Annotated in this window: 25 protein-coding genes; 4 read left to right on the top strand and 21 right to left on the bottom strand. The window is 36.6% G+C overall.

The genetic code is table 11. The features are described from left to right. Positions 1-16 precede the first annotated feature (16 nt). Together MWJ95_RS13050 and MWJ95_RS13045 are read right to left on the bottom strand one after the other, a co-directional pair. Positions 17-616, bottom strand: a complete 600-nt coding sequence (locus MWJ95_RS13050; protein WP_249105933.1) for a protein kinase — start codon at positions 614-616, stop codon at positions 17-19. A gap of 450 nt (positions 617-1,066) precedes the next feature. Beyond that, entirely contained in the window at positions 1,067-1,222 is a 156-nt protein-coding gene (locus MWJ95_RS13045; protein ID WP_162832712.1) for a hypothetical protein, read from the bottom strand. Positions 1,223-1,818: 596 nt separating this feature from the next. On the opposite strand from MWJ95_RS13045, the gene MWJ95_RS13040 reads away from it, so the two are divergent. The 3 genes from MWJ95_RS13040 to MWJ95_RS13030 all read left to right on the top strand — a co-directional run bounded on the left by MWJ95_RS13040 (position 1,819) and on the right by MWJ95_RS13030 (position 4,692). Beyond that, entirely contained in the window at positions 1,819-2,022 is a 204-nt protein-coding gene (locus tag MWJ95_RS13040) for a helix-turn-helix transcriptional regulator (protein ID WP_249105930.1), read from the top strand. Next, positions 2,012-2,518 (top strand): DUF3278 domain-containing protein, encoded by a 507-nt coding sequence (locus tag MWJ95_RS13035; RefSeq protein WP_249105927.1) that lies wholly within the window; start codon positions 2,012-2,014, stop codon positions 2,516-2,518. The genes MWJ95_RS13040 and MWJ95_RS13035 overlap by 11 nt, the downstream gene beginning before the upstream one ends. A gap of 2,012 nt (positions 2,519-4,530) precedes the next feature. Further along, on the top strand, positions 4,531-4,692 hold the full coding sequence (locus MWJ95_RS13030) for a hypothetical protein (protein ID WP_249105924.1): 162 nt from the start codon (positions 4,531-4,533) through the stop codon (positions 4,690-4,692). 83 nt (positions 4,693-4,775) lie between these two features. Here the strand turns inward: MWJ95_RS13030 and MWJ95_RS13025 are convergent, their stop codons facing one another. The 4 genes from MWJ95_RS13025 to cymR all read right to left on the bottom strand — a co-directional run bounded on the left by MWJ95_RS13025 (position 4,776) and on the right by cymR (position 8,344). Continuing rightward, positions 4,776-5,435 carry a tetratricopeptide repeat protein gene (locus MWJ95_RS13025; RefSeq protein WP_249072675.1) on the bottom strand — a complete coding sequence of 220 codons (660 nt, stop codon included), beginning with the start codon at positions 5,433-5,435 and terminating at the stop codon, positions 4,776-4,778. 83 nt (positions 5,436-5,518) lie between these two features. After that, positions 5,519-6,643: a tRNA 2-thiouridine(34) synthase MnmA gene (mnmA, locus tag MWJ95_RS13020; RefSeq protein WP_249072676.1), complete on the bottom strand. Its 1,125-nt coding sequence runs from the start codon at positions 6,641-6,643 to the stop codon at positions 5,519-5,521. Between the two features lie 53 nt (positions 6,644-6,696). Beyond that, complete coding sequence (locus MWJ95_RS13015; protein WP_249105921.1) at positions 6,697-7,845, bottom strand: cysteine desulfurase family protein; 1,149 nt, start codon at positions 7,843-7,845, stop codon at positions 6,697-6,699. A 79-nt stretch (positions 7,846-7,924) separates the two neighbouring features. Next, on the bottom strand, positions 7,925-8,344 hold the full coding sequence (gene cymR, locus MWJ95_RS13010) for a cysteine metabolism transcriptional regulator CymR (protein ID WP_053484768.1): 420 nt from the start codon (positions 8,342-8,344) through the stop codon (positions 7,925-7,927). A 209-nt stretch (positions 8,345-8,553) separates the two neighbouring features. On the opposite strand from cymR, the gene MWJ95_RS13005 reads away from it, so the two are divergent. Then, a complete protein-coding gene (locus MWJ95_RS13005; RefSeq protein WP_249072678.1) occupies positions 8,554-9,843 on the top strand; it encodes a replication-associated recombination protein A in 1,290 nt (429 codons plus the stop codon). Between the two features lie 535 nt (positions 9,844-10,378). Here MWJ95_RS13005 and MWJ95_RS13000 read toward each other — a convergent pair. From MWJ95_RS13000 to nagA, 15 genes are all read right to left on the bottom strand, one after another. Further along, positions 10,379-11,095, bottom strand: coding sequence for a hypothetical protein (locus MWJ95_RS13000; protein ID WP_249105917.1), 717 nt, complete (start codon positions 11,093-11,095; stop codon positions 10,379-10,381). A gap of 370 nt (positions 11,096-11,465) precedes the next feature. Further along, a complete protein-coding gene (locus MWJ95_RS12995; protein ID WP_249072680.1) occupies positions 11,466-11,984 on the bottom strand; it encodes a hypothetical protein in 519 nt (172 codons plus the stop codon). Positions 11,985-12,160: 176 nt separating this feature from the next. Continuing rightward, the gene (locus tag MWJ95_RS12990; RefSeq protein ID WP_249072681.1) at positions 12,161-12,547 is read right to left on the bottom strand and encodes a hypothetical protein; all 387 of its coding nucleotides are present in this window, start codon (positions 12,545-12,547) and stop codon (positions 12,161-12,163) included. Positions 12,548-12,826: 279 nt separating this feature from the next. Further along, positions 12,827-13,588, bottom strand: a complete 762-nt coding sequence (locus MWJ95_RS12985; RefSeq protein ID WP_249072682.1) for a tRNA threonylcarbamoyladenosine dehydratase — start codon at positions 13,586-13,588, stop codon at positions 12,827-12,829. Between the two features lie 369 nt (positions 13,589-13,957). After that, on the bottom strand, positions 13,958-14,929 hold the full coding sequence (locus MWJ95_RS12980; RefSeq protein WP_249105915.1) for an N-acetylglucosamine kinase: 972 nt from the start codon (positions 14,927-14,929) through the stop codon (positions 13,958-13,960). A gap of 211 nt (positions 14,930-15,140) precedes the next feature. Beyond that, positions 15,141-16,223: a DUF871 domain-containing protein gene (locus MWJ95_RS12975; RefSeq protein WP_249105913.1), complete on the bottom strand. Its 1,083-nt coding sequence runs from the start codon at positions 16,221-16,223 to the stop codon at positions 15,141-15,143. A 25-nt stretch (positions 16,224-16,248) separates the two neighbouring features. Further along, positions 16,249-17,577, bottom strand: coding sequence for a PTS sugar transporter subunit IIC (locus tag MWJ95_RS12970; RefSeq protein WP_249072685.1), 1,329 nt, complete (start codon positions 17,575-17,577; stop codon positions 16,249-16,251). Positions 17,578-17,623: 46 nt separating this feature from the next. Further along, complete coding sequence (locus tag MWJ95_RS12965; protein WP_249072686.1) at positions 17,624-17,944, bottom strand: PTS lactose/cellobiose transporter subunit IIA; 321 nt, start codon at positions 17,942-17,944, stop codon at positions 17,624-17,626. Positions 17,945-17,956: 12 nt separating this feature from the next. After that, complete coding sequence (locus tag MWJ95_RS12960) at positions 17,957-18,268, bottom strand: PTS sugar transporter subunit IIB (RefSeq protein WP_249072687.1); 312 nt, start codon at positions 18,266-18,268, stop codon at positions 17,957-17,959. A gap of 291 nt (positions 18,269-18,559) precedes the next feature. Further along, positions 18,560-19,735: a GNAT family N-acetyltransferase gene (locus tag MWJ95_RS12955; protein ID WP_249105910.1), complete on the bottom strand. Its 1,176-nt coding sequence runs from the start codon at positions 19,733-19,735 to the stop codon at positions 18,560-18,562. A 41-nt stretch (positions 19,736-19,776) separates the two neighbouring features. Then, positions 19,777-21,495, bottom strand: a complete 1,719-nt coding sequence (gene ptsP / locus MWJ95_RS12950; protein ID WP_249105907.1) for a phosphoenolpyruvate--protein phosphotransferase — start codon at positions 21,493-21,495, stop codon at positions 19,777-19,779. Then, entirely contained in the window at positions 21,489-21,758 is a 270-nt protein-coding gene (locus MWJ95_RS12945) for an HPr family phosphocarrier protein (RefSeq protein ID WP_249105905.1), read from the bottom strand. The genes ptsP and MWJ95_RS12945 overlap by 7 nt, the downstream gene beginning before the upstream one ends. A gap of 17 nt (positions 21,759-21,775) precedes the next feature. Beyond that, entirely contained in the window at positions 21,776-22,495 is a 720-nt protein-coding gene (locus MWJ95_RS12940) for a sugar isomerase domain-containing protein (protein WP_249106061.1), read from the bottom strand. Between the two features lie 4 nt (positions 22,496-22,499). Beyond that, positions 22,500-23,222, bottom strand: coding sequence for a GntR family transcriptional regulator (locus MWJ95_RS12935; protein ID WP_349294146.1), 723 nt, complete (start codon positions 23,220-23,222; stop codon positions 22,500-22,502). A gap of 32 nt (positions 23,223-23,254) precedes the next feature. Beyond that, positions 23,255-24,409 carry an N-acetylglucosamine-6-phosphate deacetylase gene (nagA, locus tag MWJ95_RS12930; protein WP_249105901.1) on the bottom strand — a complete coding sequence of 385 codons (1,155 nt, stop codon included), beginning with the start codon at positions 24,407-24,409 and terminating at the stop codon, positions 23,255-23,257. Between the last annotated feature and the right edge of the window lie 97 nt (positions 24,410-24,506).

The raw sequence follows: 24,506 nt of genomic DNA, 5'->3' as shown, positions 1-24,506 counted from the left end.
TATTCCGTATACTAAGTTAATAATCTTTCCCACAATCTAAACAACGATTATCTGTATCATTCTCTCCATACATACGAAGTTCTTTTTCAACATTACATACCCGACATTTTTCAAATCGAATTTGTGGAAGCGTGCCTCCTTCAGCTAATGGCACCCATTGCTCTTCATACAATTTTTTCGTCATTCCATAGTCGATTAATATAAGTTTTTCATCTTTGTCTAAACCGTAGTTACCAGAATCTTTAAAGTCAAAACCATCTAGTTCTTTATCAATTACATTGAGTGCAGTTTTTAAATCTTCTGTCATTCTTGAATCCATTTCTAAATCGATATCATAAGAACAGTTATTGTTTAAAGGTAATTGCTCATAAAAAGGCTGAATTACATATTTTTCGCTTATATAAAGAATAGGTGCAATATGCTTCTCCAATCCTAATGCTTCCAATGATTTATACATATCATATTCGTTTTTGCTTTGAGCATACCCGATAGGATGCAAGAATGTTTTAATCACGAAATCTTCATAACGAAAAACTTTTCTTGTTGAACCTATCCCAATCATTTCAGCATTTTTAATCAGTTCGTCTACATTTTCTAATACTGTTGTAATATTCATACTCTATACCTCGTATCACTTGATGTATTCTCAAACAATTTAATTATACAGAAAATTACAACTGGTAGGTATGATTGATTTCAAAACATTCCCAAAGCATCGTTTGAGGAACCTTTCGTTAAAGAATGTTATTCAATAATATGGCCCGATTGTTGAATAACCATTTTTTATTATTAATAGCGTTTTCTCATATATTTCTATATCTATTTTAGGTAGTATATATATACAATTTTCTCGTTTAATAAAATCTCTTTTTCTTTTTTAAACCATTTTTTATTGTGAACGAGCGGTTTTTATTTGTAGATAGTCATAGCAATGAAAGCACAAAAAAATGACAGAAACATATCGTAGTTTACGTCTGTCAAAGTTTATTATTTAGTAGTTCAATGGCTATTGAAGATACTTTTAATAAAAATTAGAGCCACAGTTTAGTGACTCTAATTTTTATGTCTATTCTTTACAAAAATCTACAAATTTTTTTGCCTGTATTAAGGACATATCTGTTTGTTCTCTCACAAACTTCACCGCTTTAATTTCACCGACGGACTTTATTTTCTCTTTTACTAAGGCAATCAGTTCCTCATTATAGATTTTAGTATAATCCATTTTTCCGACCTCCTCTAATCTATAATACCTTATACGACTACTTTAACCATTTAGTTTCAAATATATATTAATACCACAAAAGACCTTTGTGAAAATAAGGAAAAATCAATTGTGAGGGTTCATATTTACTAGATAAAAACATCATTTAAATTTAACAGAGCCTTATCTTTAAATAAATTCTAAGTATTTAAATTATCCAGTATGTCATGTCAATAGCTGTTAGAACAGCTATTCCAAAAGATCCCAGTACTAACCAGCATGGAACATTATTAGCCTTCTTTATTGTCACATATTCTATCGCTCGAACTACTACAAAAATAAAAGCAATTTAGATTCTACAAAAATTAAACTTGTGTTAAATCAAGTGCCTTTTAGTATATAAAATACCCTGTGAAAATAATGATTAATCCAAAATTTTACATAATTAAGTATTAAAATGCTGATACTTAAAGTTCCCAAAGCGTTGTGGGTGCAATTTTTAACTTAATGTTGTAAATCCGCATAAATCTGGCTAGTCCCTCTAAATTAAAATGTCATATATAATTGACATAATATAAAATGTCATATATATTATACTTCGAATGGGTGGTGTTTTTTTGAATAAGGTTAAGGAATTTCGGAAATTACGGAATTTTACTCAGATAGAATTAGCACGTGAGGTTGGAGTAGCACGTCAAACGATTAATTTAATTGAAAACGATAAATACAATCCAACATTAGCACTCTGTATTTCCTTAGCTAAAGTACTAAAAACCGATTTAAATACATTGTTTTGGGAGAGTGAAGATCTTGAAAGATAGCATTTTAAATTATTTTATTGGCGCATTTGATGAAAGGGACGAGTATCAAAAACAGGAGATTTATAAAGAGCTAGCTTTATCAGGCATTATCTTTTATTACTTATCAATGTTATTAATGCTCGTAAGTTTAGTTATTGATACGTTCAATAATGAAATGTCCATCATAACGCCAATACTTGTCATTCTTAATGTTGGTTATTCAGGTTATATCGGCTACCGATTAAGAAAAAAGCAATTGGACACATCCGATTGCGCAACACCAGAAGAATATGACGCCAAAAAAGCGAAATTAAAACGTTCTTGTATAATTGCAAGTATACATTGGGGATTTTGGATGATTGTCATGATGGAATACATATTGCCATTTATTGGAGGTGACGATCTTTCTTTATCATGGTTCAATATGATAGCATGGATAATCGGTGGGATAGCTTTTGGTTTCTTTCTTTATCTCATATCTAAAGCAAAGTTACAAAAACAATTTAATCAAGAATAATTGTTTAAAAACAAAAAAGGGCGAAAAGGCATTTTCTTCACTAAAGATGATGACAGCATGGAATTTCATTCGAAACGAGACTATTTAAACTTTTCACTCTTTACTTTTGTGGCACTTATTGCGATTTTTAATCCTACAACTGTACATTTACTCAAAGTATTATGCGTCCTAGCTTTAATAACGATTTTCTTTTTCGCCATGAAGACACATACAGCAACTATTAAAAGGATTACATTAAATATGCTATAAAATTTTTCTCATTCACGATTTTACATTGCTCTATACGTGTCGAATCGATTGAGAAAATCGAAAAATAAAATAAACAATGAAGTTGCATCATAAAGACGGGAAGAGTATTGAAAGTTTGCGCAGAACATAACATTTCTATAGTGGTTAAAGAATCGAAGAAAATTGCGTTATGATGGACTGCCAAATGGGGATTAGATTTACCAATATAATACCAATTACTTCTGCCTTGTTTAGCGAAAATCCATACGTATACTTATTGCCTTCATTCGCTATAGGTGGGGCATTTATTTTCTACATAGCCAATGTAAAAAGTTCCGTGACGATTGAAGAATACAGACAAATCTATGATTCACATTTTTTCATTGGCATTTCTTACATATTGAAATAGAGGCTTATATTCGCTCTATAAAATTTCAGCCGAAATGAAAAGTAATCTCGCTTATGAGCAAGTGAACCTGGAGAAGAAGAGAACTCCATTCAATATGAACAATTAAAAATATTAAAATAACCAACTGCCTGTATGTAGGATGTTGGTTATTTTTGTATAGATTTTCCAACTGTAATAGCATAATGTCGCCAAACCCTCGTTTTGGGACTTTACTTACCGTTGTAAATCCGCATAAATCTGACTAGACCCCCTATTCAACAATCTGGCACGTTTGTTGAACAAAAAAATCCTGCATATCAAAACAGGATTTTTAATCAAACTTTATTATAAATGATCAATTTTTGTTTTAAACGATTAATCTTTTTTATAAAACTACACCTTTAGACAAATCATTAAAGATTGCTTATCTAACAACTACTTTTAGTGTGGAAAGTTCTTGTCCTACACAGGGACATAATGCATACACAGTTAGTCATTCCGACTTTTTATATTTAAAATTCAGTATAGTGTATAGACAGAGATATAGCAGCTAATCTTCTTGCTTCTTATACCAAGAAAATAGCATTGCAAGTAAACCTACTCCAAATAAAATATTCCCTAAAGATAGAAAGCTTGATGAATATGAATACTTTTGAAATTCATAGACATTAGTATCGGCAGTTCCGCCTACCATATTAAGCCAGATGTTCGCTAATAGATTGCCAATCCAGCCTTTGCCTATGATAAGTAAAAAACCTTAAATAATTAATAATGTACTTATTTTAAATAATCTTTCATTTTTATCCATATTACACCTCCTTATAATTACAATTTATCCAATTATATCATTTGATAAATGATACTTCAGAATTTTTTGTGTGATGAGAAAAATAAAATGCATAAAACTAAAAAATAAAAGCGCCCAAAGCGTCGTTTGATAACATATCTTATTGTTTTCAATAATCTGGCCTGTTTGTTGAACAAAAAAAATCCTGCTATCAACACAGGATTTTTAATCAAACATTATTATAAATGATCAATCTTGTTTATAATACTACATCGCCACTCTACGTGAATAATCAACAATTCCTCAGCATTAGTATGCATAGACAAGCTGAACACAATAGTATTATTGCTTTTCACGACATCCTATGCAAGAAAATACACGCTAAATAAAGTGGGTGATTGGAGTGGAGGCTGATTGACTCCTTAGGGATTAGCGTCACAGATGTAACCATCCCACATAGGATCTTTACAATCTGAACAAGAGCGAGGACCATGTTCCTTCCCTTTGGTACCCAAAAAATAGCAAAGAGCGTTGTTTGTGCGCTGTTTAATAGAGCGAGCAACGCGAGTGAAGCGGCTCAAAGGACGCCCCAGGAGGAAGCTCTGCTCTGTGCGAAAGCGAAGCGACAGCAACAATTGTTTTATCTGTGCGAAAGCGAAGCGACAGCAACAATTGTTTTATCTGTGCGAAAGCGAAGCGACAGCAACAACTACAAATCGCCCAGCTGGAGCGGAAATCACCTCCTTGCTTTGTCGAAAAGCTTTAATTTGAGACCCTAAGTTAATTGTTTAGCAACACAAAAGGATGCCAACGTAATTTTGGCATCCTTTTGTGTTTTGTAAGCTTTTAATTTTTTAGTTAAACCGTTGTGCAATCATATCATAAAGATAACGTGCTTGGTCGTATTCTGGCTGCAATGTAAAGGCTTGTTTCAGGTGGTACATAGCATCTTCAGTTTGCTCTGTAGATACCGCATATAGTACACCTAAATTATAATGTGCATCTGCGTTATTCCAATCCAGTTCGATCAAATAATCTAATTCTTTTTTACCTTCTTCGAACATTTCTAACGCACATAACACGATTGCATATGCTAGACGAATTTGTGTGTCTTCTGGTGCAAGCTCTGAAGCACGTTGTAAATATGGTAGTGCCAGCTTCGGATTTTCCAATCGTTCAAAGCATTTGCCCATCATATAATAAACATCTGCGCCTTCAATTTTATGCTTGAGCGCTTGTTCGTAAAGCTTTACCGCTTCCGCATATCGTTCAGCATTATAATATAAGTTTGCTAAACCGTAATAAGCAGTAGCTGCCGTTTCATCAACAGTAATTGCTTTTTGAAAAAAACGCTCTGCACGTTCTGTATCCTCTAAAACCGCTAAGAGATTTCCGAAATTCACATAACCAATTGGATTTTCAGGATCTGCTTCAATTGCTTGTGTAAAAAGTTGTGCAGCATCCTCGTAGCGCTTTTCTTGAAACGCTTGAATGCCCTGCTCATTAAAATTCATTGTTTTGTTCACCTCTATGTAGCGAAAAACTGCCTAAACTCTATACAATTCAATAAAGGTAGTATAAGCAGTCTTTTCGCAAATTAACCTACATATGTTAGTTTTTCATTATTTTTAAAGACTTCGTCAATTGTACCGCCACCTAAACATTCCTCACCGTTGTATAGTACAACAGCCTGTCCAGGTGTAATCGCACGTACTGGCTCAGCAAACGTAATATGTGTACGTCCATCCTCTAAAATTTCCACCTCTACTGGTGTATCTGTTTGACGATAACGGAATTTTGCTGTGCATGAAAATTTCCCGGGCAATTTTTTTGTCGAAGTGTAGTTCATTTTTACGGCAGTTAGTGAAGTAGAATATAGCGAATCATTGTTGAAACCTTGTCCAACTAGTAGCACATTGCGTTCCAAATCTTTTCCTAAAACGAACCAAGGCTCACCGTCACCACCAATTCCAAGACCATGACGTTGACCGAGTGTATAGTACATTAATCCGTCATGCTGGCCCATTTCGACACCTTCCATTGTCTCCATTTTACCAGGTTGGGCTGGTAAAAATTGACTTAAGAATTCTTTGAAATTACGCTCTCCAATAAAGCAAATTCCCGTTGAATCTTTTTTCTTCGCTGTAGCTAACCCAGCTTCCTCCGCAATTTTACGGACTTCTTTTTTCTCAATATGTCCAATTGGAAACATTACATGCGACAATTGTTCCTGCGATAATTGGTTTAAGAAATACGTTTGATCTTTATTATTGTCAATACCTCGAAGCATTTTAACTTCGCCATCGCCACTACGATCAATTTGAGCATAGTGACCAGTAGCTAAATAATCAGCTCCAAGATCCATCGCATGCTCTAAAAACGCTTTAAATTTAATTTCCTTATTACACATAACATCAGGATTTGGCGTGCGTCCTGCTTTATATTCTTCTAAAAAGTATGTGAAAACCTTATCCCAATATTGCTTTTCAAAATTCACTGCATAGTAAGGAATGCCGATTTGATTACATACTTTAATAACATCATCATAGTCTTCTGTAGCTGTACAAACGCCATTTTCGTCTGTATCATCCCAGTTTTTCATAAATATCCCGATTACTTCATATCCTTGTTGTTTTAGTAAATATGCAGCAACCGAAGAATCTACCCCACCCGACATGCCGACAACAACACGAATTTGTGAGGGGTCACGCGTTTCTTTCATTTTGGTCACCTTTTCTTTTATTAAAATTCCATTAAATGTTAATTTTTAACAAACTATTTTTTCGCTAATCTTTTCACAATCGCTGCTGTTTTTTCAGCCGCATGTTGTATATCAGCCTCTGTTAATCCTTGACCGAAGCTAAAGCGAATCGAGTTACGTAATTCCTCAGCTCCTTGTCCAAACATCGCAACTAAAACATGTGATGGATCAATCGAACCAGCTGTACACGCAGAACCGCTCGATACGCAAATACCTGCCATATCAAGATTGACTAGGAATGACTCTACTTCCATACCAGAAAAACTTACATTTAAAACGTGTGGGAGTGTATTTTCTAAATCCCCATTCATATGAAATGTTAGTTTTTCTTTCATGAAAACATCCAGCATAATTTGCTTAAAGCGATTGTATAGCGCTCGCTTCTCTTCTCGCAACTCATTTGCAATTTGCACTGCAGTCCCAAAGCCAATCACTGCGGGCACATTTTCAGTACCTGCTCGACGTTTTTTCTCGTGTGCTCCCCCTAATGCATAACTAGTGAATGGTGTCCCAGCTTTTTGATATAGGAAACCAATTCCCTTTGGACCATTAATTTTATGCGCGGAAACACTTAGTAAGTCAACGTGTAAATCTTTCACATTAATTGACTCTAAACCATATGCCTGTACAGCATCTGTGTGGAAAATAGCCTTATGTTCACGTAACAAGTTACCAATTTCAGCAATCGGTTGAATTGTACCAACTTCATTATTACCGTACATAATCGTTACTAAAATTGTATCTTCACGTAATGCATTTCGTACGTCTTCTACAGAAACACGTCCGTTTTCATCAACCGGCAAATATGTTACATCAAAGCCATCTCTCTCTAGCTTTTCACAAGTATGTAACACGGCGTGATGTTCAATTTGTGTAGTAATGATGTGCTTCCCTTCAGCCGTACGTGCATACACAGTGCCAAAAATAGCTGTATTATCCGCCTCTGTACCGCCACTTGTAATAATAATTTCCCCAGGTTGAGCACCAATTGATTGAGCTAGTATTTCCCGTGCATCATCTAAATATTTGCGCGCCTCTCGACCTATCCCATGAATACTTGATGCATTTCCATAAACCTGTTGCATTGCTGTAGTCATTGAGTCTATTACTTTGTCATTCATTGGTGAAGACGCTGCATGATCGAGATAAATATATGAATTCATGTTGAAAACTCCTTTGTACTTAAAACACTAAAGATACATCTCCCTGCCTCAAAGTGGAGAGATGTATTTTAGCCAAATTTTAAATATAGAACATATAGCCTTCCGCTACATTTTCCTCAGTATATTGTGCTAAATCCTCAATTGTCGTTGTATCTAATACATTTTTCACAGCATCACGAATGCGAAGCCATAACTCTCGCTGAGGTGCTTCTTCATTTTCAATACCTTCTACTGGTTGAATTGGTCCCTCTAACACACTAATAACATTAGCCGCTGAAATTTCACTTGGTGGATTTGCTAGCATATACCCACCATATGCACCGCGTACACTTTTCACTAAGCCTGAGTTACGTAGTGGTGAAACTAATTGCTCTAAGTATGCCTCAGAAAGTTCCTTTTCTGCAGCAATTTTACGTAATGGAATAGGTCCTTCTCCATAATGCTTTGCTAATTCAATCATAATCGTTAGTCCATAACGGCCCTTTGTAGAAATTTTCATTTTATCACCCTCAAATAGTCTAGTCAAAAATACTACAAACAGTATATCATAATCTCCTCTCGTATAACTCGGAAATACTCTCAGGAGGTTATGATATACTATTAATTGCGCCTTTATTTAGTTAGGCAAAATACTATGTAACGCTTCATTATAAGCACAAAAAAACATTTATCAATCAAAAAGAAAACCGTTTACAGGGGGAATTTTTAATGCATAATGAACCACTCGCTTATCGCATGCGTCCTTTAACCCTTGATGAGATTGTCGGGCACCAAGATTTTATTGGTCCTAACACTGCTCTTTATAAAATGATTCAAAATGAGCATGTTCCATCCATGTTGCTTTACGGTGAGCCAGGTATTGGCAAAACATCAATAGCGAATGCCATAGCAGGAAGCTCAAAGCTCCCCTTTTTCGCACTTAACGCTACTCGTGCTGGGAAGAAGGATGTCGAGGATATTGTACAGGAAGCTAGAATCTCAGGAAAAGTCATTCTTTTTTTGGATGAGATTCATCGTTTTAATAAATTGCAGCAGGATGCTTTGCTACCACATGTTGAAAACGGCTCAATCGTGTTAGTAGGGGCTACAACGGAAAATCCGTACCATGATGTAAATCCCGCCATCCGCTCACGTTGCGGAGAAATATATCAACTAAAACGTTTAACGAAAGAAAATATAATCGAGCTGATAAAAAAAGCACTTTTAGATGAAAAGCGCGGGCTAGGTAAATATCAGTTTGTCTTAACAGATGACCAAATGGAGCAAATTGCTGAAGCAGCTAATGGTGACGCTCGAAAGGCATTAACTTTGCTTGAATCCATTTATTATGCAAGTGATGAAGTAGATGGTCAAACAATCGCTGCGGATCATATTATTGAGCATCTTGTCGGCAGAATTGGGGTTTATGGTGATAAAAAAGGGTCCCATTTCTATAATTTGCTTTCTGCATTACAAAAATCAGTTCGCGGAAGTGATACGAATGCAGCATTGTATTATTTAGCTCATTTATTGGAGACAGGTGATTTAGTAGCTGTTAGTCGACGTTTACTTGTTATGGCTTATGAGGATATAGGCCTTGCCAATCCTGATGTAGGACCGCACATGCTTGCGGCTGTACAAGCTGCAGAGCGTTTAGGGCTACCCGAGGCGCGTATACCGCTTGCAAGTGCTGTGATTGAAATGTGCCTTGCATCCAAATCTAATTCTGCAATTGTTGCTATTGATGCCGCCATTGCCAACATTCATGCAGGAAAGACAGGCGATATTCCTCATCATCTACGCGATGCTCACTATGAAGGAGCAAAAGATTTAGGTCATGTAGGCTATCAATATCCCCACAATAGCCCTATCGGAACATTCGGTGGCTGGGTAGACCAGCAGTATTTACCAGATGAGCTTGCGGGTACAGAGTTTTATAAACCTGTTATTGCAGGTGAAGAAAAACGAATGGCAGGAATCTATGAAAAGCTTAAATCTTTTCATAAGGACGAAAAGTAATGACGTTTCTTGAAACAAAAAACAATAACGTTTTTTCACGGAAATAGTGCACGTCAATTTTATCTTTTTCAGTAAATCTTTTGTAGCGCAAGCGCAGCGGCAACTACAGATGTTTTATGTAGTGATGAATGCAGGTTTGAGTTACTTTTTCAGTGGGTGCCCAAACACCTGCTGAAAAAGAGGAACTCAGTTTAAGAACGCCCACTTCCTGTGGCCATTCATCACTGCGAAAGTGCTGCAACAGATAGAACAACAAATCACACAGTAACCAACTTCACATTAGCCCAATGCCTCCCTGCGAATATCAATAGGACTTCCTATTGGATAGTAGCCTAAATACCGCATCCATGCGATAACGGCTAACTGACCTGTATTGGTAAAAACGCCACGTCCTGTGGCTTTACCGAAATGTCCGACATCGTATTAGCCCTAATGTAGACCTAAGCACAAAGTCGATTCTGGACGCATTGTTTAGCTGTAGCGAAAATAAGGCTCTTCTTTAATTTCCCTAAAAACAAGACAGTCTGTGAAGCATTCATCCTGTAAAGCTTGCCTTATTTGTTGTGTAGCGTTTATTGTAAAATCGATTCAATGTATCTTCTACATTTCTCATCGATGGTAATCTTGTCGTTTCTATTCCCTCTTTTTCTTTTTCAATATCATGTAAATAATGAAGAAAATTGTAGGTTTGATAGAGTAGACTAGCAAATTCCTGGGAGTTCTCCCTTACTTCAGAGCGAATCGCTTTTACAGCAATAGCTTGACCAATTGATTGCTCCCGTGATGGAGCGGTTTGATCATCTCCATTATCTTCTGTAGTTCTATATAATAATTTTAATGCCTCATAAACTTCTTTATTTTCACTAAACCTTTCTTTTATCCACTGTAAGACAAATTGCAATAGGACAATGGCATAAATAAGTGCCAGACATTCATCTCCAAAGGATTTTTTCGACAAACGTTTAAAGTAATCGGCTTGTGTCACCAGTTCGAATATGATTAAACGAATTGGATACTGGAGCGCATGTTCACTGTTGATATATAATTTTTCTCGATCTTTATACATTGCCAACCAAAAATCCTTCACTAATGAGATAGATTTTTTGGTCGAAAGAGCTAATTGACATTGGACTAGCTCATGTTGAAGTATTGGTTGTATAAGCTGTCGAAATAGAAGTTCCTCATCCTCACTTACTAATAAGAGTGGTTTTTCTAATTTCGACAAATCGATTTCGATACCGTTTATTAACATGGAACGAACGGCCCCCTTCCTTAAATTCTTACATCCTGGAACAATCCTCAATCATCATAAGGATTGATACTCCATTCGTTATAAGTTTTAAAAAATGCAAAATAGATTTTGCAATTTTTAACTATATTTCGACAAAAATCTATAAATACCTTTTAAGAAAAAAGTCCTTTTTTTATTTCTTCACAACAAAACTTTAACACTACTATAATGATCTTTTTCAATAATTTATCATAAAAAAATCTGCAAAACTTTAAGAACTGGAAACCCCATCCCCCCTTACAATACAGAGTGCTGTAAGGATTGCTGGATCAACCGCAAAAAGTAAGCAGATTCTAAATCTGGTATTCTATTTTAAGAAAATGCGCCTAAATTAGTTCGTACGTTCATTCTCAACAAATACTTTAAATTGTTGTAAGCATTGTTTGACTGCACCTTTTTGTTCAAGTACTGCAGTTCGTAATGATGCTATTTTTTCTTCATCCCCTACGACTTCACGATAAAGTGCAAAAATTGATGATAATAATTGTTCATTCTCTTCCTGCTCTATGTTAGGTAAAGAATAGGCAGCAACCGTTAATAATCGTTCAACTTTTTCAGGAGTTTTTTGTAACTCATTCGATGAATAATAAGTAGATGCCGCTAAAAAGTAGCAAAGCTTTGCACAACAATCTATAAATAAATGCCAATATGTATTAGCACTTGGTAATTCTCCCGCTCTATTGTCTAAATACTCTTTATAAAATACTGTAGCTTGTGTATATAAAGGATTTAGTTCTCTCATAGCCTTAGGATAATTATTAGATGTATCCAAATAATCAAATACAATATCATCCATTTTCTTTTGAAGTTTTACAATGTCTAAATGATCACGAATTACTTGAATTTCCATTTTCTCACTCTCCCATGTTGTCAGTTCTGCACTTCTAAACAAACTTTCTTATTATCTATTGGAATTATTAAAAGTATAGCAATAAACCAAATAGAGAAGTGGTCACATGAAAAAAATAAGACAATTTAGTGAATTAATAGCATTTTGAGCACTTAAGGCGAACAATTTTGGTAAAATTATATTCTTTGTACATATTCACCAAATAATGATTGCTCATTTGTTCGTTCAACAATTTCTATAATACTTCCTTGTGCATATTTTTTTATTCTTTTTTGTGGTATATAAAAATAGGCTGTATTTGTAATTAACCACTCACTAAGCGTTTGTTCACTACCTGGCTGTTGATTTGTCAATATACGTTTATGTCGAAGTATATCTGCCATTTTGTAAAAACCATCCGATAGCTCATAGGCTGAAACATCAAAATTAAAAATAGGGCTAACAACTTGTCCAACATCAAAAATGTGAATTGTTTGCCCTTCTTCATCAATAGCTAATTCTACTGTGCTAATTTCATCGAATAGATTTAAGCCCCTATATTCCATTTGAAAGATTTGCTCCAAAATAATTTGCCTCCTTTTATAGGTTCTACAACAAATGTTAGGCATGCGATAACGTTTAGGCGTCAATTTCTGTAAAGATACCCATAAATATCGTAGACTCTTTTTAACAACGTTCCTATTGTAACATAGTAAAAGTAGCTGCCTTAAATCAGACAGCTACTTCCATAAAATAGCTCACCATTGTAACTGAGGTGATTTTCGTTACGCTTTTTTGCGAAATTATTTGAGTTTATCGATAGATATTGTTTAAAAGCCCAACTTTATCCGCAAAACATTGTTTTATCCTTGTACACGTGTAATTTTTACGTCTTTTAAGATTGTATTCACTACCCAGCTGGCTGCGATTAGGCCTGCTACTGAAGGAACAAAGGCATTAGAAGATGGAGGCATTTTTGCTTTACGGATCGCTGCATCCGGTTTTCCGACATGCTCCACGACATCTGGGCGAACAACAATAGGACTCTCATCTGAGAACACAACTGTTACGCCTTTATGAATACCCTCCTTCCGCAATTTTGTACGGATTACTTTAGCCAATGGGTCTGTATGTGTTTTAGAAATATCCGCAATTTGGAAACGAGTTGGGTCCATTTTATTGGCTGCACCCATACTAGATATAATTGGAATATTGCGCTTTAGACATTCCTTCGCAATATGAATTTTATACATCACGGTATCACTAGCATCAATGACATAATCTATGCCCTGTGCGAAAAATTCCTCATATGTTTCCTCCGTGTAAAACATATGCATATCGATTACTTCACACGCTGGATTAATATCAGCAATACGCTCTTTCATGACACCTGACTTAGATTTTCCGACAGTTGATAAATAGGCAACTAATTGACGATTAACATTCGTAATATCTACATTATCCTTATCTACCAAAATAATACGCCCAATACCACTTCGTGCACATGCCTCGGCTGCAAATGAACCTACGCCGCCTACACCAAGAATGGCAACCGTTGTATTTTTTAATTTTTCGAGTCCCTCAGTTCCTATTGCGAGCTCGTTACGTGAAAATTGATGTAACATCCTTACACTCTCCGTCTATTGAATTTTTATCATGCTTAACAGGCAGTAATAATCTCATCATTTCTATTCGTTGGAAGAACACTGCCTGTAAAAGCCTAATTGGTGAAAACTAATAATCAGAGGGTTGCTTAAGACGCCACTCTGATTACTTTATTAGTAAACCTAGTTAAATACTAAGATAAAATCAAACCTATCTTACATTTTATCACGACATTCAGCAAGTGAAAATGATAACTAAAAAAATTAAGGTTTCCCAATCAAAATACTTTTATGTATGTAAAGGTTAAAAAATTAATATAAGTTTTTATTTGAGAATTTAGATGGCAATTGAATAAAGCGTCATTCAATTGCCTTTGTCCTCTACTTTTATTACTGTTCATAATTTTTGGAGAAGGATTCCGCAAAATCTGAGCCAAGCTGGACGTTTACTTGCTTCAAAGCCGCAATGACTGCCCCACCGATCGGTTTTAAGACCGGTGCCATAAATTGCAATGGAATCTCATCAGCTTGTACGTATTGCTGTAATTTCGGTAAAAAATATGCTTCCCTATTAAATACGCCGCCCATTAATACAACAGGTACGTCCCCTTCCTCCCAAGTCATATTCAAATAGCATGCTTTAATCGCTGCATAATATTTCTTACATGCATTTTCAATGATCTGGAGAGCAATCCGATCACCTTCTGCTGCCACGTCAAAAACAAATTTACTTAACGGAGCAATCACTGTCCGAGGATGCTCCTCTCCATATATACACGCTATTAATTGTGGTACATTTTCCACAGAGAAATAACGTAGTACAACATCTGACAAAGCTGTTGGGTCTCCTCGTCCATCATAGCTTTGAAAAATAGCCCTTAACACTTGAACACCTAAATCATAGCCACTGCCCTCATCATCGAAAAGATAGCCCCAGCCCCCTACTCTATGAAAATGTTGCTCACGATCGTAGCCCATTGTGATAGCGCCTGTCCCTGCGATTTGCACAATACCCGCCTGCCCAAGTGTGCCTGCATACAGTGCTATTAAAGCATCATTATCAACATAAATTTTGGCTGTTTTAGGGACGTATTGACGTACGATTGTTTCTACAACTTCTTCCGCCTGTAGCTCCTTAACCCCAGCCATGCCAGCAAAACAACTATCTATTGCTGCAAATACTTGGGGATTTTGTTGATGCAAATTTTGTAGTATATCATGAATCGTTGACTTAAAATATTGAACATCCATTGCTGTTGGGTTGCTCCGAGTCGTTACTACTTTGGCATAAACATTGCCCAGCTCATCACAAATCACTGCTGACGTTTTCGTTCCACCACCGTCAATCGCTAATACATACATATCTTTGCTCCTTTCCTCTCAGTCAATTTCGCCCTGGCTTAGAAAACATGGCAAAACCAAAATAAAAAAGGATCACTACCAAAACGTGTGGTTGATTTCCGTTCCGACTGAGCGCTTTTTCACTTTCGCTTCTCATCCACAGCTTTTGGTGATGAACCATAAAAAAGGGATTAAGCACTTTCAACTAATGGCTTAACCCCTTCTTTTGTCATCATTTTGTGAAGCCAAATGATGCCCAAGGCTGAATATGTGCTAATAAAAATTGCTCTTCTTTTACAACTCTTGCAATAACATTTGTGGATCCGGCATTCGGCATTTCCTTTAAAACTATTTGGAGCTCACCCTTATAACGTACATCTAAATTATTATCGATTGTCACATCCCCCAATTGTAATGGGTGGCTATCGTGTACAGGGAAGTCGCCATTTTTATATTTAACACGCGATTGCGTACTACGGATTACATAATCCGAAACATCGCCACGATTAAAATGCGGCTCCTTAAAAAGAATAGTTTCTTCCAAAATAGACGTTTCATCAGACTGCTCAACCTTCAGCTCTAGCTTATGGCGATTTAATTGGCCTAATGCACGTATTTCTTCCTCTGAAGCATACATATTGCCGATAATACAATCATCTATTAAACCAGTGTGCCATAAATCCTTCGCTTGCACAGTAATTGGCAGATGACGATGCTCTTCTAATGTAGGCAATCCATGCTCGGTTTCTTCCCAGGGCCCGAACAAAGCATGCTGTGATGAAATCATGGCTGCTGTTCGAATATGGTTAGCTTTAAATTGTTGAGAAGTTTGTAAAAAATGTTGACGTGATAGACCCGTGAAACGTCTCGGATAAAAATTATGACAGCCAACAATATTATCTTTATTCGCTTGATAGGATAATATATTTTCTACATATTTAGTACCGTTACTAATATTTAATTCTATTTTTAAATTGCTTGCATCAAGAGACATAAACGCTTCTTCCTGGCCAGAAAAACCCATATCTAAGCGCAAGGCTGCTAAATGATAATGCTCCTTAAAATAAGCAATATCTTTATACGTTAAATCTAAATCCTCAAAAACAGCCGGTGCAATATCAGCTGAAATTTCAAAGCAAAGCTGCTGCGCAAATTTATTAATTTGCTGTAATTTTTGTCGTTCCTGATCATTATTTAACGACATAAGACATGTAAATATTCGATCAAAACCATTGTCATGAGCGAGCTGAACATATCGCTTCATATCTTCTAGTGTACTATGCTGAGGATATAGTGAAATCCCTAATCTTCTCAATTCAAATACCTCCGTTAGCTCACAATTACACTTCTACTTTTTGATTTTCTAATTTTGTAACGTTCTGTTCGTTTTGAGCCTCTGATTCAGCTGCTCGCTGTTCATTCTGTTTTGCAATACGATTTGCCATCGAAATAAACGGTAAATAAATACACACTGCGACGATCAATAAAACAAGACTTAGTACAGCTCCTTGCCAAGATTGGGTCGCTAAAAATCCATTAATAATCGGTGGCGTTGTCCATGGTGGTGAAACGGTAGCTGCTGGCACAAAGCCCCACTTTGTTGCAAAGAAAGCAATTGTTACGTTAATCATTGGTGTCAAAATAAACGGTACAAATAACACTGGGTTTAACACAATTGGAAGACCGAAAAGTAATGGTTCATTAATATTGAAAAGACCTGGTGCAGCCGACAGTTTTCCAACGGTATTATATTGTTTATTTTTTCTAGCGATAATGAAAATAGCTATAATAAGTGCTATTGTCGTACCAGAGCCACCCATATTGATGAAGGCATCAAAGAATGGCTTATTGACGATGTATGGCGCTACTCCCCCAGATGAAATTGCCTCTACATTCTTTTCTATAGCTGGTAAATTTATCGTTTGCATAAATGGTTCGATTATATTAGCACCGTGAACACCCAATGTCCATAAAAACGTAGGAATGAATGCTAAAATTAAAGCCGCAACCCATGTATTCGTTAAGCCCATAAACGGCTCTTGAATCGCTGAGTAGAATGAACCGACAATATCAGGAATATCAAAGCCTGCCGAAATAATCGTACGAACTAGAGCGAATAAACCAATTGTAATAATAGCAGGTAATAATGCAGCGAATGATTTTGAAACAGCTGGCGGTACACCATTCGGCATTTTTATGAGTAGCTTAGGATTGCCAGACAATCTACAAAATACTTCAGTTGACAGCAATGCAACAATAATGGCTATAAACAAACCACCTGTACCGGTTGTTAAGCCTGATAATCCACCTTCACCAAGGGTACCAAATGTCATATAACTGGAAAGGCTGATGACACCGGCTGAAAGTCCATCCTTTTCATAGCTTTTTGCAAGATTATAAGCAATTGTAAAAGCAAGTAATAGCGAGAGAATTCCAAATGTCGAGTTCCAAATATTCCCGCCCCACTGTGTCCAAGTTTCATGCTTCCAGATAGAATCAAGTGCATTTTGATAAAATTTGATAGGCAAATTATTAACAAGCACTGCAAGTGATCCAACAATTGTCAATGGCATGATCGTAATAAAGCCATCGCGAATGGCAACTAAATGACGCTGATTCCCTACTCTAGCTGCAACCGGCACAAATTTTTCTTCTAAAAAACGGAACATTTTCACACACTCCCTTTGCTTTTTATTGTGACATCAAGACTTGATGCTACTCCCCTTTGATTCGTTCATATAACTCAATCATTTCAGTTGCTAAATCACGAAACGTAATGGCATTCATTAAATGATCCTGTGCGTGAATTAATAGCATTGACACTTCTACTTTTTCTCCCCTTGCCTCTTGTGACAGTAGAGCCGTTTGAGAATGATGTGCTTCAATTAATGCATCATTGGCTAACTGTATTTTTTCCTTCGCCTCCTGAATCTGCCCTTTTTTGGCTAGCTGAATCGCCTCCATACACTCACTTTTCGTATTACCACTATGCACAATCAGTCCCATAATGGATTCCATTAAAACTGTTTCTTCCATTGTCTCTCCCCCTTAACCAATCAACGTTAACGCTTGCTTTAAAACATTTTCGCCATTCATCATGCCGTAATCCGCCATGTTAATGACATCAATCGGAAAATTCATTGCCTTGTATTTTTTTTCAAATGTCCCTTTTAAGTAACGGACTTGTGGACCGAGTAACAGCACATCCGCCTTTTTAGTGGCTAATACTTTGTCAACCTCACCTTCAGCAATCGCATAAATATCTGCCTCAATGTTTTGTTCTTGTGCGGCTTTTTGCATCTTTGACACTAGTAAACTAGTACTCATTCCCGCTACACACACTAGCATAATGTTTTTCATAAAAACACTCCTTCTCTGATTATGTTCGTCTTTCTAACTAACTTTATTTTTATGATTTTTTAACTATGAAATCGCTTTCTTAACTTGAGAATAGCATCTATTGGTATATACCACAATATACTTTTTTCACCATTTTATACCTTTTGAAATGACGTTGAAAATTGGGCTATATCTCTGTTGTAGGCTAGTGAATGGATTTGCCTAACTGGTATAGTCCAGAAAAGTGTCCAAAAAAATTTTACTATTAAATTGACTACATTCCTATTCACTTTCCAACAACGACATTGGTACTTAAAAGTATTCATAGAATGCAGGTTTATTAGAGGGTAATGCTTGCTGCCAACGATGAATCATTTCTTCAGCCAATTGTTTATTTGCATACAAGACCGCGTCCTTCACAGAAAGATAGCCCACCATCATCGCTGAAAAAAGATTAATTGGTAATGTTAACATATGCATTTCTGGGATGGAATTTGTCTCAACTATCGAGACATCCCCATTTTTATTTATTTCATATGCGTGCTTATTCCAACTGCAAAACTCATCGTCAATTTGAATAAACAACGGCTCCTGAATAACGCCCCACGGATAATGTTGCATAAACCTCAAAACGTCTACAATTCTTACCATCACATCCTGAACAACTTCCTTTTTAAACTGTGGTTCTTTAAAATAGAAGCCGAATGGATAGTCGTTAGAAGTAACGCCCTTAATGTTACTTACACTTGCCGCATGAGACGTAATAAAACGCCAAATTGCTTGTTCTGCTAGTAAATCCTGAGCTATAAAATCATGAATCTCAAAAGTACCATCCTGAATAATATAGCGAATATATGCTGCAATTTTATCGTCCTTAAAGTATGCCGCAAAATGGCTATCGGGCATCCTTCTCTCTATTCTTCTCCACCAAGCATCGTTTCGTAGCATACTGCCATTACTGAAAAGCGCCTGTGCATTATGAAAATCCTTAATCGCCTGAAAAAGATCATGATCCGACCATTCAAAGCTCATACGTTTTACTACATCCAAATGCTTTCCAAAAGAAGGGAACATCCAGTGTGGGATGGTATAACAAAGCTTCTCAAAGAATAACTCCCAACCAAAGTAACGGTAAAAAGATACTGAAAATGGTGCTAACACAGAAATACTCTGCCCATTCTCTCGCATTTTCTTCAACGCCTCTATCATTAGCTTTTTGATGATTCCCTGTTGCCGATATTCAGGATATGTTGCAACGAAACCAATTCCGCCCATCTTATAATTTTCACCATGAATTGTCATATTTAGTGGCAATATTAATAGCTGTCCTACTACTTTCTGTTCATCGTAAGCACCCAAAGTTGTGCTATGCTCCACCCAATAATGAAAATCATCTCTCCGCGCATCCGTATATTTATTAGGAAAACAATAATCTCTTAATTGATGTACCTGTAAATAATCTTTTTCTGGGACTATTTTTATTTCCATATGCAAAATCACCCCTTTACAGCACTGAATATTCTTGCAATTTATGATAAACTTAATAAATTACTTTTGACATATTCCTCAACCTCTAATGCCGTGGATAGCAGTAAAATACGTTCATTATGTAGCATTAACTGCTGTTTAGAGAGCTTAGTGATATGTGCACGAGTCTTTAAAATAGAGGAAGCACTCATCGAAAACTCGTTTAATCCAAACCCTAGTAAAATCGGTATTGCTATTTCATCCGCTGCCATTTCACCACACATACCTACCCATTTTCCATGATGTCGTGCTGCATCAATGACATTTTTTATAAGTCTTAATACAGCAGGATGGTACGGTTGATATAAATAAGATACATTTTCGTTCATGCGATCTGCTGCTAACGTGTATTGGATTAAATCATTTGTACCAATTGAGAAAAAGTCCACTTCCTTTGCAAGGATATCTGCCATGATGGCTGCTGATGGAATTTCAATCATCACCCCTACTTCTAGCGTTTCAGATACAGAATACCCATCGCTTTTCAAACTTTGTTTTTCTTCAAGCAAAATGGACTTTGCCATTTTAAATTCGTCCAATGTAGCAATCATCGGAAACATAATCTTTAAATTGCCGTATGCGCTTGCTTTTAGTAATGCACGAATCTGTACACGAAACATTTCTTGCTGCGTTAAACTTATTCGAATGGCACGATAGCCAAGAAAAGGGTTCATCTCAGCTGGAAGTTTTAAATATGGCAGATTTTTATCGCCGCCAATATCTAATGTTCGAACAATCGTTGGCTTCCCTTGCATTTTCTCAAGTACGCTTTTATATGCTTGAAACTGTTCCTCCTCAGTAGGTAGCTCCTGCCGTTCCATATATAAAAACTCCGTCCGAAACAAGCCGATGCCATCCCCTCCAGCATTAATGACCATATCAGCATCGTCGGGATTCCCTATATTCCCTGCAATTTCTACAGAAATTCCATCTGCAGTCACACTTGGTAACGAACGATACTGAAGAAGTTCTTCGTACTCCACATTGTGTAAACGTTGCTGCTGCCTATAGAAGCTAGATAATTCTGATGTAGCGTTGACAATAATTTTGCCATTTGTCCCATCTAAAATAATTGGTGTTCCATGCTGAATAACCTCCGTGGCGCTTTTCGTCCCAACCACTGCTGGAATCTCTAACGTCCTTGCGAGAATAGCAGAATGAGAAGTTTTGCCACCAATATCCGTTACAAACCCCTTTACATACTTTGTATCTAGCATAGCGGTCATAGACGGTGTTAAATCTTTCGCAACGATAATAACATCAGAATTTAAACGATTCATATCCACCAGTTCAACACCTAATAAATGGGCTAATACTCGTTTAGATACATCTTGAATATCTGCAACTCGCTCCTGCATATAGACATTGTCTAGCCCTTCAAACATGGCAACGAACATATTCGATACTTCTTCTAATGCAAATTCAGCATTCACTCCAGATTGAATCTTCTCTTCAATAGACGAAAGCATTTCAGGATCCTCTAGTACTAATAAATGTGCCGCAAAAATAGCCGCTTTTTCAGCACCAAATTTCTCCTGAGCTAATCCATGAATTTCGTGAAGTTCCGCTTTCGTTTTTACAATGGCCTCCTTAAATCTATCTAGTTCAGCATGTACATCCGTAATCTTACGTTCTTCAAAAGTTAGATCTGGTTCCTTTAAACAATATGCATTTGCAAAAGCAATTCCCTGAGAAACAGCAATTCCCTGTATTTCTAGCATTCTTCACCAATTCCTTTAGAAACCATTACTTCTGTTATTGTTTGAAAAAGTTTCTCGGCATCAGATCCCTCTGCTGATATTTCTACAATGCTTCCCGATGCAATTCCTTGTGCCATAACGCCCATAATTGATTTTAAATTGACTGATTTCTCTTTATACGTTAACTGCACGTCACAGTCAAATGGTGTTACAGCGGTTACTAGTAACGCTGCAGGTCTAGCATGTAGTCCCTCTGGCGATGTAATTTTAAACATTTTCTTCATCGATATCCCTCCGCATGTCATTTAAAGTTAATACGATGTTGATAATTGGCAATCATAGCCTCATTATGAGACAAATCCGAATCAACATTATTACTTTTAAAAACCGGTAATATTTCATTAGATATAGCCATATTCTCAATAATCTCACTAAATAATGCATTTAAAATAAAGGAACCAATAACTGTAGAGGATGGTGCATACTGGATTTCACTGTGATGCAGCAAACCATCTCCTATCGGTATATGTGTATCGATAGCTAGCTCTACTACATCCTCTAAGCGCTGTCCACTTTGATGGCGGGTCGGCTGTTCGCCATACGCAAGAGATTGTAAAGACATAACAAGCACGCCTGCCTTTTTCGCTAAAAATGCTACATCTATAGGTGCTTGATTTCTCCCAGATGTCGATATAACTATGCAAACATCATTTTCATGAAAATCAAAATGATCCTTATACTGTTCAATGATCGTTGGGTCTTTCTCGTTTTTAGATGATGCCATTGCTCCCGCATGTAATGTTAAAGGCTCAATAATTATCGGACGTACAGGTACAAGCCCTCCCGCACGATAAAATGCATCCTGTGCTAAAAGTTGCGAATGGCCACAACCAAATAATTGGACAATCCCTCCGCGTTGAAGCCTTTGGACAATTAACCGTGCAGCTTCTTTTATTTGAGCATATTCTTGCTCCTTCACGATCTGCATTAGCTTTTGTATTTCTAGAAAATATGCATCCATTCGATCACCTTTTAATTTCACTAATGAATTTGTATCGATCAGCTCGATAAGTACTTCGCACAAGCTCGAACGGAACCCCATCAGATAAATAACTTGTACGTTTAATAATTAACACAGGTGCAGTATGATTAATTTGCAAAAATTTACTATCTTCTTTTGACACAATAGCTGCCTCCATTTGCTGAATGGCATTGCCAATTTTTTGATGAAACTTCGCCTCAATTAATGCATACAAAGACCCCATTATTTTCTTTTCATCTAATTCTGGATATACTTTTACTGGTATATAGGTTCTTTCGATTGCCATAGGCTTGGAATCTGCGCTACGAATTCGTACAACGAAGAATACTTCTTCACCCATCCCTAACATTAAGTCTCTAGCAATATCAACTGGTGGTACGATTTTTTCAAAGCGTAAAACTTTACTGCTTGGTTCCATCCCCCTTGCTCGCATATCCTCTGTGAAACTTGTTAATCCTTTTAACGGTTGTTCTAATTTTGGGTTGGCGACATATGTACCTCTCCCTTTTTCACGATACAGCAATCCGCTATTGACTAAATTTGTGATTGATTGACGAACAGTCATTCTACTCACATCAAACTGCACAGAAAGCTCTCGCTCAGAAGGTATATTTTCACCGATTTTGTATTCTTCTAAATAAATGCGTTGTTTAATGATTTCTTCTATTTGTATATAGATAGGTATATGAGAATTTTTATCTAACAAGTGTTGCACCATCCTTATCGCCTTCTTTACTTTCATTTCTCAAATACAACTTTACCCCGACAAATAGTTTTTTGTACATTTAAATTTTCATCCAGTAATACAAAATCTGCATCATAGCCTTCTACAATATGGCCTTTAGTTGAAAGCTGTAATTGCTTAGCTGCGTTCGTAGAGGACATTGCAACAATTTCCTGCAATGAGCAATTGGTGATAGCTTTCATATTTTTCACGGCTTGCTCCATCGTTAGTACACTTCCTGCTAAAGCCCCATTAGATAAATGAGCTCCATCCTTAGAAACATGAACGGTTTGACCACCTAAATCATAATCACCGTAATGTAAGCCTTTTGCTCGCATCGCATCGGTTATTAAAATAATCCCCTCTGCTCCCTTAAGACGATATGCTAACCTCACAGCCTGGGGATGGCTATGCACGAAATCAGCTATAATTTCAGTCTTCACCTGATCCTCTAATAGCACTGCACCAACGACACCAGGGTTTCGATGATGGAAAGGGCGCATTTGGTTATATAAATGTGTAGCCTGTTTTACGCCCAATGTTACCGCCCTATCCACCTCCTCAACTGTTGCGTCAGAATGGCCAATAGAAGCAATAACATTTAAATCCTTTAGCGATTCAATAAACGTAAATCCGCCTTCTACTTCTGGAGCAATTGTAACTTGTTTAATGCGTTGCTTACTCATGTTCTGCCAGGATGCAAATTGCTTTGTAGACGGTAGAATAATGTATTCAATTGGCTGTGCTCCTGCCCGTTTTTTCGATACGTAAGGACCCTCTACATGTATTCCTAATAAGCTTGCTTCATCATCATTATTTTCAAATTGAGCAACATTCATTAAAGCGCTTTCAATCGCTTCTATTGATTGTGTCATTGTAGTAGCTAAGAAGCCCGTAACGCCTTCCTGTACTAAAGAGCGTGCCATTTGATGTAATGCTAATTGCGTAGCATCCATCACATCGTGTCCAGCAGAGCCATGGATGTGCATATCAATATAGCCAGGAAGTAGAAACCAATTTTTATCTTTACCATTTATATAATACTCAGCCTTAACAGATAAATCGCGACTTATTTTATTAACCCTACCATCTTCAATGTATACATCCCCCATAAATACTTCATGATGATTGACGATCGTAACATTGGAAATTAAAAGCGTATTCTTCAATTAATCACCCCCTAATCATTTTTTGAGGAGCCTTTGCCGAAGTGAACAAGCTACCTGTTAAATCGGTATAGTTGTCTATACCAATTATATGATGCTT

The organism is Lysinibacillus sp. Bpr_S20 (genome assembly GCF_023337835.1).
In the GTDB taxonomy this organism is placed as follows: domain Bacteria; phylum Bacillota; class Bacilli; order Bacillales_A; family Planococcaceae; genus Lysinibacillus.
The sequence above is the reverse complement of the archived record's forward strand: the minus strand, read 5'-3'. Positions and strand labels throughout refer to the sequence as shown.